The sequence below is a fragment of the Dickeya sp. Secpp 1600 genome (assembly GCF_003049805.1).
Taxonomy (GTDB): Bacteria; Pseudomonadota; Gammaproteobacteria; order Enterobacterales; family Enterobacteriaceae; genus Dickeya; species Dickeya fangzhongdai.
The window spans coordinates 2,427,029-2,439,653 of sequence record NZ_CP023484.1; the positions used below are offsets into that span (position 1 = coordinate 2,427,029).

The 12,625-nt window shown below is 52.0% G+C and carries 10 protein-coding genes; 8 read left to right on the top strand and 2 right to left on the bottom strand.

Translation table 11 applies throughout. The features are described 5' to 3' along the window. Nucleotides 1-23 precede the first annotated feature (23 nt). Both rssB and galU read left to right on the top strand, forming a co-directional pair. Nucleotides 24-1,040 (top strand): two-component system response regulator RssB, encoded by a 1,017-nt coding sequence (gene rssB, locus CPA59_RS10895; protein ID WP_038658867.1) that lies wholly within the window; start codon nt 24-26, stop codon nt 1,038-1,040. Between the two features lie 200 nt (nt 1,041-1,240). Further along, nucleotides 1,241-2,152, top strand: a complete 912-nt coding sequence (gene galU, locus CPA59_RS10900; RefSeq protein WP_038918995.1) for a UTP--glucose-1-phosphate uridylyltransferase GalU — start codon at nt 1,241-1,243, stop codon at nt 2,150-2,152. A gap of 107 nt (nt 2,153-2,259) precedes the next feature. On the opposite strand, the gene hns is transcribed toward galU, so the two are convergent. After that, entirely contained in the window at nt 2,260-2,667 is a 408-nt protein-coding gene (gene hns / locus CPA59_RS10905; protein ID WP_038668517.1) for a histone-like nucleoid-structuring protein H-NS, read from the bottom strand. A 385-nt stretch (nt 2,668-3,052) separates the two neighbouring features. On the opposite strand from hns, the gene CPA59_RS10910 reads away from it, so the two are divergent. Further along, nucleotides 3,053-3,652 (top strand): thymidine kinase, encoded by a 600-nt coding sequence (locus CPA59_RS10910; RefSeq protein WP_038918996.1) that lies wholly within the window; start codon nt 3,053-3,055, stop codon nt 3,650-3,652. Nucleotides 3,653-4,270: 618 nt separating this feature from the next. Here CPA59_RS10910 and adhE read toward each other — a convergent pair. After that, nucleotides 4,271-6,973: a bifunctional acetaldehyde-CoA/alcohol dehydrogenase gene (adhE, locus tag CPA59_RS10915; protein WP_038918997.1), complete on the bottom strand. Its 2,703-nt coding sequence runs from the start codon at nt 6,971-6,973 to the stop codon at nt 4,271-4,273. A 546-nt stretch (nt 6,974-7,519) separates the two neighbouring features. On the opposite strand from adhE, the gene CPA59_RS10925 reads away from it, so the two are divergent. The 5 genes from CPA59_RS10925 to oppC all read left to right on the top strand — a co-directional run bounded on the left by CPA59_RS10925 (nt 7,520) and on the right by oppC (nt 12,623). After that, nucleotides 7,520-8,164, top strand: a complete 645-nt coding sequence (locus CPA59_RS10925; RefSeq protein ID WP_038918999.1) for a YchE family NAAT transporter — start codon at nt 7,520-7,522, stop codon at nt 8,162-8,164. A gap of 389 nt (nt 8,165-8,553) precedes the next feature. Next, nucleotides 8,554-8,874 (top strand): hypothetical protein, encoded by a 321-nt coding sequence (locus CPA59_RS10930; protein ID WP_038919000.1) that lies wholly within the window; start codon nt 8,554-8,556, stop codon nt 8,872-8,874. A 174-nt stretch (nt 8,875-9,048) separates the two neighbouring features. Continuing rightward, the gene (gene oppA, locus CPA59_RS10935) at nt 9,049-10,692 is read left to right on the top strand and encodes an oligopeptide ABC transporter substrate-binding protein OppA (RefSeq protein ID WP_038919001.1); all 1,644 of its coding nucleotides are present in this window, start codon (nt 9,049-9,051) and stop codon (nt 10,690-10,692) included. A gap of 89 nt (nt 10,693-10,781) precedes the next feature. Further along, nucleotides 10,782-11,702, top strand: a complete 921-nt coding sequence (gene oppB / locus CPA59_RS10940) for an oligopeptide ABC transporter permease OppB (protein WP_038658845.1) — start codon at nt 10,782-10,784, stop codon at nt 11,700-11,702. Nucleotides 11,703-11,714: 12 nt separating this feature from the next. Continuing rightward, on the top strand, nt 11,715-12,623 hold the full coding sequence (gene oppC, locus CPA59_RS10945) for an oligopeptide ABC transporter permease OppC (protein ID WP_038658842.1): 909 nt from the start codon (nt 11,715-11,717) through the stop codon (nt 12,621-12,623). Nucleotides 12,624-12,625: the final 2 nt, after the last annotated feature.

Genomic DNA, 12,625 nt, shown 5'->3' on the forward strand with positions numbered 1-12,625 from the left:
ATGAGCGGTGCAAGGGGTCATTGATGGCACAACCACTGACGGGAAAACACATTTTGGTTGTTGAGGATGAGGCTGTTTTCCGTTCCGTGCTGGCCGGTTATCTGACATCCCTGGGCGCAGACGTGCATGAAGCGGATAACGGCAAGGATGCGCTGGAAAAAATGGCTCATCAGCCGCCCGATCTGATTATCTGCGATCTCAACATGCCCATGATGGGCGGTTTCGAATTCGTCGAGCGGCTGCGGCTGCACGATATCACTACGCCGGTGCTGGTTGTGTCCGCCACCAGTCACCTGGCGGACATCGCCAGAATATTACGTCTTGGCGTTCAGGATGTGTTGCTCAAACCTATCCATGACTACACCCGCTTGCGCGAATCGGTGATGGCTTGCCTGTACCCGACGATGTTTACTTCGCAGGCCAATGAAGTCGAACAACTGATGCATGACTTGGATACGCTGAACCAGTCGCCCGGTGCGGCGTTGAAGCTGCTTGAGCAGTTGCAGCCGCCGGTCCAGCAGACGCTGGCGCGCTGCCGGGTCAATTATCGGCAACTAATGGCGGCGGACCGCCCTGGGCTGGTGCTTGATATTGCGGCGCTGTCCGGGGACGACCTGGCGTTTTATTGTCTTGATGTGACGCAGGCGGCTAATAATCACGGCGTGCTGGCGGCGTTGCTGTTACGGGCGCTGTTCAACAGCCTGTTGCAGGAGCATCTGGTGCATCAGCAGCGCCGGTTGCCCGAATTACCGGTATTACTCAATCAGGTTAACCAATTATTGCGTCAGGCCAATCTGCAAGGGCAGTTTCCCTTGCTGGTCGGTTACTATCATCGGGAGCTGAAACGGTTGATCCTGATTTCGGCGGGGTTGCATGCCACCCTGAGTGTGGAAGAACAACATATCGGGCTAAATAACGGGGTGCCGTTGGGCACGCTGGAAGCCGCTTATCTTAATCAACTCAGTTATCAGTGCGAGTCATGGCAATGCCAGATGTGGGGCAGCGGCGGTCGCTTGCGACTGATGCTTTCTACAGACTAATCCGATAGCTGCGAATTTCCCCGCACTTCAGACCAGGTGTATCTATCGTTATTATTTTTTATTCCCTAGTATGTGGCCTATGATTTTTAATCACGAATCCAGATTGGTCGAGCATCGCGCATTGAACCTGATATACTTTCGCGGTTTTATGCACCGGATAAATAAAGCTCATTATTTGAACGATATATACGAGGTTGTTTATGTCAACTGTTAATAAAAAAGTAAAAAAAGCGGTCATTCCAGTGGCTGGGTTGGGGACGCGTATGTTGCCTGCTACCAAGGCCATTCCCAAAGAAATGCTGCCGCTGGTCGATAAGCCGTTAATCCAGTATGTGGTTAATGAATGTATTGCTGCCGGTATCAATGAAATAATTTTAGTTACACATTCTTCTAAGAATTCAATAGAAAACCATTTTGATACCAGTTTTGAACTGGAAGCCATGCTGGAAAAACGCGTTCAGCGCCAGTTGCTGAAAGAAGTTCAGGCTATTTGTCCGGAGCATGTCACTATTATGCAGGTCCGTCAGGGGCTGGCGAAAGGATTGGGGCACGCGGTACTTTGTGCCCACCCGCTGGTTGGCGACGAGCCGGTGGCGGTTATTTTGCCGGACGTGATCATCGACGAATATGAATCCGATCTGAAAAAAGACAACCTGAGCGAAATGCTGCAACGTTTTTATAGTACAGGTCATAGCCAGATTATGGTTGAGCCGGTGGAAAACGTCAGCAGTTACGGTGTGGTGGATTGCAAAGGCGTGGAATTAAAACCGGGCGACAGCGCACCGATGGTCGGCGTGGTGGAAAAACCCAAGGCGTCGGAAGCGCCGTCTAATTTGGCGGTGGTCGGGCGTTATGTGCTGTCTGCACAGATCTGGGATCTATTGAAGAAAACAGAACCGGGTGCCGGTAATGAAATTCAGTTGACCGACGCTATCGCCATGCTGATGGAAAAAGAAACCGTTGAAGCTTATCACCTGAAAGGGGTAAGCCATGACTGCGGTAATAAGCTGGGATACATGGCCGCTTTTGTGGAATATGGTATTCGCCATGACGCTCTGGGTGAAGACTTTACCCAGTGGCTGAAAGAGGCGATAGAGGAAGACGCCAATTAATCTTCTCCCCCCTGTACTTTTAGTTAGTATGGGGGAGTGCCTGAATCAGGGCATAAAAAAACACCCCTTTGAGAGGGGTGTTTTTGTTTTTATTCTCGAGCTGTGAATTACAGCAGGAAGTCATCCAGAGACTTGCCTTGTTCTTCGATTGCTTTCTTGATGACTGCCGGGGTGCGGCCCTGACCGGTCCAGGTTTTCAGCTCGCCGTTTTCGTCGGTGTACTGATATTTAGCCGGGCGTGCTGCACGTTTGGCTTTACCGGCAACTTTGTTTGAACCCAAAGATTGCAGTAATTCGTTCGGGTCAATGCCATCGGCAATAAGCATTTCACGATACTGCTGTAATTTGCGTGTGCGTTCTTCAATTTCTGCCTGAGCCTGGTTTTCTTCTTCGCGGCGCTCGTTCACCACGACTTCCAGCTTTTCCAGCATTTCTTCCAGCGTTTCGAGGCTGCATTCTCTTGCCTGGGCGCGCAGGGTGCGGATGTTGTTTAGAATCTTAAGTGCTTCGCTCATTGGATTAATCTCAAAATAAATATTATTGGTGACAGTACAGAGATAATAGAGTGCCGTTTTATTTTCTGCAATAGGTAAAATTGTCAGGTTGTTAAAATTTAGCAAATTTAAAACGGAAATCACGTGTTGACTGACCAATATAAATTTCGGACAAGCCAGCTAATACATTCTGTTAGCGCGATCTGCAGCGGAAATAGCCATGTGGAGCGTATCGATAGTTTCTTTGAACCCTCACGATGGAACTATCTATATTACTAAACCACAGAATGATTCAGGGCGCGTGCGGAGCGGGAGGCGGCGCGACTAAACCCTCGTCAGCGGCAATACCTATGTTACAATAAATTTTAACGATTACTGACCGGTGAATGCCGTTGAACGAGGAGCCATGGCGCAGCTTTATTTTTATTATTCCGCGATGAATGCAGGGAAATCCACCGCACTGTTACAGTCTTCATATAACTACCAGGAAAGGGGAATGCGAACCCTGGTGTTTACGGCTGAAATAGATGACCGTTCCGGGCGAAGCGGCATCGTTAGTTCCCGTATCGGTCTCTCTTCACCGGCGTTATTGTTTAACGAACAGACAGACTTATTCCAGACGCTTGAGCTGGAGCATCGTCAGCAAACTATTCACTGTGTGTTAATTGATGAAAGTCAGTTTTTGACACGTGAACAAGTGAATGCGCTGTGTGATGTTGTCGATCAATTAGACATTCCGGTTCTCTGTTATGGCCTGCGTACCGATTTCCGCGGGGAATTGTTCAGCGGAAGTCATTATTTATTGGCCTGGGCAGACAAACTGATCGAACTTAAAACCGTCTGCCATTGCGGGCGTAAAGCGAATCACGTATTGCGGGTGGATTCGCATGGCAAGCCCGTCATTGAAGGCGAGCAAGTCGTTATCGGCGGAAATGAGAGTTACGTATCGGTGTGTCGAAAGCATTATAAAATCGCGTTGGGATTGACCCGACCTGAAACGAAATAATCCATATCTATATAGGCTAAGCATTTAGCCGGGCTTATTAATAACCGGGTAGTGGCGGCGATTATCCGGTTATCGCTTCTGGTAAAAATTGATAATATAAATTAAATATTCGTTACCAGATGCGTATTTGCCGCTTTTATCGTTGTTTTCACAGCCGCTCCGCCCGGTGTTATTGATGCGATTTCCGGGGCGCCGTTCGCTTTATGAGCCGAATAATCCCTCACCGCCCTCTACTGATATAGCGGTGCTGCCGCCGCGTTTGTCACAGCCAGGATAGATTAACCTGCTACCGGGGTTATCGGCGACACGGACGGTATACGCGGTAGCAGGGCGTTTGAGCGCTATACGCATGCTTGATGCACGAACCTTGCTTTACTCTGCCTAAGGCTCTCCGTAGCTGTCAGGACCGTTATCAGAGAGCATTCTGGTACTTATCGCCAGATTCCAGATTACAGGGAATGGCGGTGCGTTCACGGCAGATGGTACCTCAGTAGATGATATCTTTGCGGGAGATGGCGGTGGGGGGGAGTTATTTCTTGTTCGCGATGTGGTAAATCCCCCCCAAAAAAAAGCCCTGCGCGTGCGCACAGGGCTTTGAGTATGCTGCCGTCAGCGATATCAGTTAACGGCTTTTTTCTCTTTCTTCTCGGCTTTTTCCGCCTTGACGGGCACGCTGGCCGCCGCCGGGGTCGCTTTGCTCTCGGTGACCGCATGTTCGACAAACGGACGGCCGTAGAACGAATCCAGCAGGATTTGTTTCAACTCGGCAATCAGCGGATAACGCGGGTTGGCGCCGGTACACTGATCGTCAAACGCATCTTCAGAGAGTTTATCCACCTTGGCCAGGAAATCGGCTTCCTGTACGCCGGCTTCACGAATAGAGGTGGGAATCCCCAGCTCTTTCTTCATGCTTTCCAGCCAGGCCAGCAGTTTTTCAATTTTCTGCGCCGTACGGTCGCCAGCGGCGCTCAGACCCAGATGGTCGGCCACTTCCGCATAGCGACGGCGAGCCTGAGGACGGTCGTACTGGCTGAACGCCGTCTGTTTGGTTGGGTTATCGTTGGCGTTATAGCGGATCACGTTGCTAATCAGCAGGGCATTGGCCAGCCCGTGCGGGATATGGAACTCGGAACCCAGCTTGTGCGCCATAGAGTGGCAGACGCCCAGGAAGGCGTTAGCGAAGGCGATACCGGCGATTGTCGCCGCGTTATGGACGCGCTCGCGGGCAACCGGATTTTTTGCGCCTTCATGGTAGCTGGTCGGCAGGTTTTCTTTCAGCAGCTTCAGTGCCTGCAACGCCTGTCCGTCGGAGTATTCGTTCGCCAGTACGGATACATAGGCTTCCAGCGAGTGGGTCACCGCATCCAGGCCGCCGAACGCGCACAGCGATTTCGGCATGTTCATCACCAGATTGGCGTCCACAATCGCCATATCCGGGGTCAGCGCGTAGTCCGCCAGCGGATATTTCTGGCCGGTGGCGTCATCGGTCACCACGGCGAACGGTGTTACTTCCGAACCGGTGCCGGAGGTGGTGGTGACGGCGATCAGCTTGGCTTTCACGCCCATTTTCGGGAACTTGTAGATACGTTTGCGGATATCCATGAAACGCAGCGCCAGTTCTTCAAAATGGGTATCCGGGTGTTCGTACATGACCCACATGATCTTGGCGGCATCCATCGGCGAACCGCCGCCCAGCGCGATGATGACGTCGGGTTTGAAGGCGTTCATCTGTTCGGCGCCTTTACGAACGACGCTGAGCGTCGGGTCGGCTTCCACTTCAAAGAAGACATCGGTATCCAGACCCTGTTGTTTCAGTACCGACGTAATCTGGTCGACATAGCCGTTATTAAACAGGAAACGGTCGGTAACGATGAACGCGCGTTTAGCACCGTCGCTCGCAACTTCTTCCAGCGCGATCGGCAGAGAGCCGCGGCGGAAGTAGATAGATTTGGGAAGTTTGTGCCACAGCATATTCTCTGCTCGCTTAGCCACGGTTTTACGGTTGATCAGGTGTTTCGGCCCGACGTTCTCGGAGATGGAGTTACCGCCCCATGAACCGCAACCCAGCGTCAGCGACGGCGCCAGTTTAAAGTTGTACAGATCGCCGATCCCGCCCTGAGAGGCCGGGGTGTTGATCAGGATACGGGCGGTTTTCATCTTGTCGCCAAAATAGTTGACGCGACGAGCCTGATTGTCCTGATCGGTGTACAGGCAGGAGGTGTGGCCGATCCCGCCCATGGCGACCAGTTTTTCCGCTTTGTCGACCGCGTCTTCAAAATCTTTCGCCCGGTACATGGCCAGCGTCGGGGAGAGTTTCTCGTGAGCGAACGGTTCGGACTCGTCAGCGTTCGTCACTTCACCGATCAGCACCTTGGTGCTGGCAGGCACGGTAATACCGGCCATTTCCGCAATCTTGATAGCCGGCTGGCCGACGATGGCGGCGTTGAGCGCGCCGTTTTTCAGCAGAATACCCTGTACCGCGCTGAGCTCTTTGCCCTGAAGCAGGTAGCCGCCGTGGGTCGAGAAGCGTTCGCGTACGGCATCATAGATCTCATCGACCACGATCACCGACTGCTCGGAAGCGCAGATCACGCCGTTGTCGAAGGTTTTTGACATAAGAATCGAGGCTACGGCGCGTTTGATGTCGGCCGTTTCATCGATCACTACCGGGGTGTTGCCTGCGCCTACGCCGATGGCCGGCTTACCGGAACTGTAGGCCGCTTTTACCATGCCCGGACCACCGGTTGCCAGGATCAGATTGATATCCGGGTGATGCATCAGCTGATTGGACAGTTCCACCGATGGTTCATCAATCCAGCCGATGATGTCCTGGGGCGCGCCCGCGGCGATAGCGGCCTGCAGTACGATGTCCGCTGCTTTGTTGGTGGCGTTTTTGGCGCGCGGATGCGGGGAGAAGATAATGCCGTTGCGGGTTTTCAGGCTGATCAATGCCTTGAAGATAGCCGTGGAGGTTGGGTTGGTGGTCGGAACGATGCCGCAGATCAGGCCGATAGGTTCGGCAATCGTGATGGTACCGAACGTATCATCGACGGACAGCACGCCGCAGGTCTGTTCATCCTTGTAGGCGTTATAAATGTACTCGGAAGCGAAGTGGTTTTTGATCACTTTATCTTCAATGATACCCATGCCGGATTCGGCGACCGCCATTTTCGCCAGCGGTATACGGGCATCCGCAGCAGCCAGCGCGGCGGCACGGAAGATCTGATCGACCTGCTCCTGCGAGAAATTTGCGAACTCCTGCTGCGCTTTTTTGACGCGTTCGACCAAAGCGTTAAGTTCAGCAACGTTTGTTACGGCCATAATGCACTCCTGTAATGTTAAGCTCTTTCAGTCAATGGTCAGCCCGGTAAATAAGCAGTATAGATAATGGTTGACGCACCTGATTTTGGCGGCGGTGATTATCCATTGACTCAAAGCGCTCCCGATAAATGCGATCGCCTTGTTTAATAAAAGAAACCCTGGTTTCTCAATCCTGCTCCTAAAGTCGTCGGCGATTTGGCGGTAGAATCTGCTGTCGTTAATCCTTCTTGTTACGATGAAGGCAGAATACCCCGTTGTTAGCCGATTTTTTGTGATCATGCTCGCTAAATCTTAATGCTGACACCATTCAGCATGATGTGTTTGAGAATTAATATCATTTATAGCGACGATTTGTTAAAAATAAATGACCATAATATGAGTGGGTTTATATGGATTTGTATCGAAAATCTGAATGGGTGCAGAGAATAATTATCAGGACGGAGGATGGAGGCGCGCGATGCTTTACATTACTGTAGGAAGCATCACGGTATCGGTTGTGGCCCATCAGGGATTCCCTACGTTGACAATAACCTTCAGAGGTGGAATGTGATTCAGCCTGTCCTGGACTTCTCCGGTTACATCAAATTCTTTATCGGGTTGTTTGCGCTGATTAACCCGGTGGGGATTTTGCCTATCTTTATAAGCATGACCAGTTATCAGGGAGCGGAGGGGCGGTCTAAGACCAACCTCACGGCGAATGTCTCCGTGGTGATCATTCTCTGGGGCGCGTTGTTTTTCGGCGACATGATTTTGCGGTTGTTCGGTATTTCCATTGATTCGTTTCGGATTGCGGGCGGCATTCTGATTGTCACCATCGCCATGTCGATGATTAGCGGCAAGCTGGGTGAGGATAAACAGAATAAACAGGAAAAAACGGAAACCGCCAATCGGGAAAGTATTGGCGTGGTGCCGCTGGCATTGCCGCTGATGGCGGGGCCGGGGGCAATCAGTTCCACCATTGTCTGGAGTTCCCGTTATCACGGCTGGCAGAATCTGCTGGGGCTATCGGCGGCGATTGCCTTTTTCGCATTCTGCTGCTGGCTGCTGTTCAGAGCCGCGCCGGCGCTGGTGCGACTGTTGGGGCAGACCGGCATTAACGTGGTGACGCGTATCATGGGGTTGTTGTTGATGTCGCTCGGCATCGAATTTATCGTCACCGGAATTCGCACCTTGTTTCCCGGTTTGCTATAGCCGCAAGGGCTGCTAACTTTATTTTTATTAATACTTTTTTCTTATGTTTATTCCCCGGCAATAATTGGGCCGGGGAAAGCATGCCGCCCACTATTATTTATCACTCATTTATCATCTCAGAGGGTATAGCTTATTTTCATTCTTTATCGCATGCCTTAGATAAGCTAATGCATATGGCGTGAAAGGCGACTGGCATTATGGCGAGTCGCATATGCGCTTTCGCTGTTAATTTATTCACACGCGGAGGGCGTGGCGCCGGGAATGATGTTATTGTGTGCGGAAGTGTTTTATCGTGCATTTTTTGCCCTGATCTACTGTTAATTCTTTCATACTTACAAGTTATTGGACAATCTGCTGCCGGGTGAATTTTTACCCCAGTGACGCTCGTCATGGATGTTTTTATATCCATTTACGCGTTCGAGCCATTTTGTGACTTTCCGAGATGGAAAAGAAATTTAAGTAACAGCCTGCAAAATCTATTGGCGAAGACGGATTCTTCTGATACGTTCGGCATCACGCTATTCCCCTTGGCTGTTATGGATAAGTTAATTTTATTAGAGATTTATCCGTGGCTGCTTTTTTGTGGGGAGCGTACCATCAGGGAAGAGTGGAAATGGCTGTGGGCTGTCGCGTCTGGGAAAGGGCTGCGGCAGTTTTTGGGTTGCCGAAATGTGCTGTTTTTATCTCTGTTGATTTTTCCGACACGTTGACGCGGCGTTATGACGTATCTGACCGTGTTGCGTGGATAAAACAATTTAGATGTGATTGAGCGGCCATGTTGCCAGATTCGTTCCTCTGGTGGCGATGATGTCTGTCCGCTTAATACGTAAAAAAAGTTATGTGCCTGATTGGGCGATAACAGTAGAACAGGAGCAAGGTAAATAATGGTAAACAACACTATTAAAAAAAGACTGGCGGTCAGCATTCTTGCTGCTATTACTGCCTCTGCTGGCGTTTCCGCCTGGGCCGCCACGGTGCCGGCCGGCGTTCAACTGGCTGAGAAACAGGAGCTGGTGCGCAATAATGGTTCCGAGGTTGCCTCGCTGGACCCGCATAAAATTGAAGGCGTGCCGGAATCCAACATTGCGCGCGATCTGCTGGAAGGGCTGCTGGTAACGTCCCCAGATGGTCATCCTGCGCCGGGAGTGGCAGAAAGCTGGGACAATAAAGATTTCAAAGTATGGACCTTCCATCTGCGTAAAAACGCCAAATGGTCCAACGGCGATCCGGTCACCGCTCAGGATTTCGTTTACAGCTGGCAGCGCATTTCTAACCCGAAAACCGCCTCTCCTTATGCCAGTTACCTGCAGTTCGGCCATATCGTTAACATCGATGATGTCGTCGCGGGCAAAAAATCACCTGACACGCTGGGCGTGAAAGCGATCGACGACCACACGCTGGAAGTGACCCTCAGCGAACCGGTTCCGTACTTCTATAAACTGCTGGTGCATCCGTCCACTTTCCCGGTGAACCAAAAAGTGGTTGAGCAGTTCGGCGACAAGTGGACCCAACCGGCCAACTGGGTCGGCAACGGCGCTTACAAGCTGAAAGAATGGATCGTGAACGAAAAAATCGTTCTGGAGCGCAACCCGAACTACTGGGATAACGCCAACACCATCATCAATAAAGTGACTTATCTGCCGATCTCCTCCGAAGTAACGGACGTGAACCGCTACCGCAGCGGCGAGATCGACATGACTTATAACAACCTGCCGATCGAACTGTTCCAGAAGCTGAAGAAAGAGATCCCCAATGAAGTGAAGGCGGATCCGTATCTGTGCACCTACTACTATGAAATCAACAACCAGAAAGCGCCGTTTACCGACGCCCGCGTGCGTCAGGCGCTGGTGCTGGGTCTGGATCAGGACATTCTGGTTAACAAGGTGAAAGGTCAGGGCGATACCCCGGCGTTTGGTTTCACCCCGCCGTACATCGACGGCCTGGACGGCAAACTGACTCCGCCGGAGTGGGTGAGCTGGTCACGTGAAAAACGTAATGCCGAAGCGAAGAAACTGCTGGCCGAAGCGGGCTTCACTGCTGAAAAACCGCTGACCTTTAACCTGCTGTACAATACTTCCGATCTGCACAAGAAACTGGCGATCGCTGCTTCTTCCATCTGGAAAAGCAATATCGGCGTAGATGCGAAGCTGGAAAACCAGGAGTGGAAAACCTTCCTGGATAGCCGTCATCAGGGGACCTTTGACGTAGCTCGTGCCGGCTGGTGTGCGGACTATAACGAACCGACTACGTTCCTGAACATCATGATCGCCAACAGCAGCAGCAACACCTCGCATTACAAGAGCGCGGATTTCGACAAGCTGATGGCGCAAGCGCTGGCGGCCAAAACAGAGGATGAACGCGCCGGTGTTTACCGAGAAGCGGAAGCGCTGCTGGAAAAAGACGCGGTTATCGTTCCGGTTTACTACTACGCCAATACCCGTCTGGTTAAGCCGTATGTAGGCGGCCTGACCGGTAAAGATCCGCTGGATAACCTCAACGTTAAAAATCTTTATATTATCAAGCATTAATGATGATGGGACTGCGTGCTGGCACGCAGTCCTTATTCGGTTTGATAGATAGAAGAGAAAATCTCAGACCGGTTTTATAGGTAAGGTCAATGTTAAAATTTATTTTCCGTCGTTGCCTGGAAGCAATCCCGACGTTGTTCATCCTGATTACCATCTCGTTTTTCATGATGCGACTGGCCCCGGGAAGTCCGTTTACTGGAGAACGCAACCTTCCCCCTGAAGTGATGGCGAATATCGAAGCCAAATACCATCTGAACGATCCGATGATCAAACAGTACGGTAATTATCTGGTGCAGTTGCTGCAAGGCGACTTCGGGCCGTCTTTCAAGTACAAAGATTATTCGGTAAATGATTTGGTCGTCCGGGCTTTTCCGGTGTCGGCTAAATTGGGTGCCGCCGCTTTTCTGCTGGCTGTGGTGCTGGGGGTGACCTCCGGCGTGATTGCCGCATTGAATCAAAACAGTAAATGGGACTACACGGTAATGGGGTTTGCCATGACCGGGGTGGTAATCCCGAGCTTTGTGGTGGCGCCGCTGCTGGTGCTGGTCTTTGCGATAACCCTGCGCTGGCTGCCCGGGGGCGGCTGGAACGGCGGCGCGCCGAAATACATCATTTTGCCGATGGTTGCGCTGTCCCTGTCCTATATCGCCAGTATCGCCCGTATTACCCGCGGCTCCATGATTGAAGTGCTGCATTCGAACTTTATCCGCACCGCGCGCGCCAAAGGGCTGCCGCTGCACCGGATTATTCTGCGCCATGCCCTGAAGCCGGCGCTGTTGCCGGTGCTTTCCTACATGGGGCCGGCGTTCGTGGGGATCATCACTGGCTCCATGGTGATTGAAACCATTTTCGGTTTACCTGGTATTGGTCAGTTGTTTGTTAACGGTGCGCTTAACCGTGACTATTCGCTGGTGCTCAGTCTGACGGTTTTGGTGGGCGCGCTGACCATTCTGTTTAATGCGGTCATCGATGTGCTGTACGCGGTCATCGATCCGAAGATCCGTTACTAAGGTAAATCACTGATGTTTTGGAATAAACGTAACCGCGAAGCGCTGGATAATTTCAGCGAAAAACTGGAAGTGGAAGGGCGCAGCCTGTGGCAGGATGCGCGCCGTCGCTTCATGCACAACCGGGCGGCGCTGGCCAGCCTGTTCGTACTGACGCTCATCACGCTGTTTGTCGTCATTGGCCCGATGGTGGCGCCGTTCAACTATGCCGATACCGACTGGAATATGATGTCCAGCGCGCCTGACATGGTGTCCAAACACTATTTCGGCACCGATTCGTCCGGCCGCGACCTGCTGGTGCGTGTGGCGATCGGCGGACGTATTTCTCTGATGGTCGGCGTTGCCGCCGCGTTGGTGGCGGTAGTCGTGGGAACGCTGTATGGCGCTGCATCCGGCTATCTGGGTGGGAAAGTGGACTCGGTCATGATGCGTCTGCTGGAGATCCTTAACTCCTTCCCGTTCATGTTCTTCGTTATCCTGCTGGTGACGCTGTTCGGGCAAAATATCCTGCTGATTTTTGTGGCTATCGGCATGGTGTCCTGGCTGGACATGGCCCGTATCGTTCGCGGCCAGACCCTGAGCCTGAAACGTAAAGAGTTCATTGAAGCCGCGTTGGTGTGCGGTGTATCCACCCGTAGTATCGTGCTGCGCCATGTCGTGCCGAATGTGCTGGGCGTGGTCGTGGTCTACGCGTCGCTGCTGGTGCCGAGCATGATCCTGTTCGAATCTTTTCTGAGTTTCCTTGGCCTGGGTACCCAGGAACCGCTGAGCAGTTGGGGCGCGCTGCTGAACGATGGCGCCAATTCAATGGAAGTGGCGCCGTGGCTGCTGCTGTATCCCGCCGGTTTCCTGGTGGTGACCCTGTTCTGTTTCAACTTTATCGGCGATGGCCTGCGTGATGCCCTCGACCCGAAAGACCGCTAAGG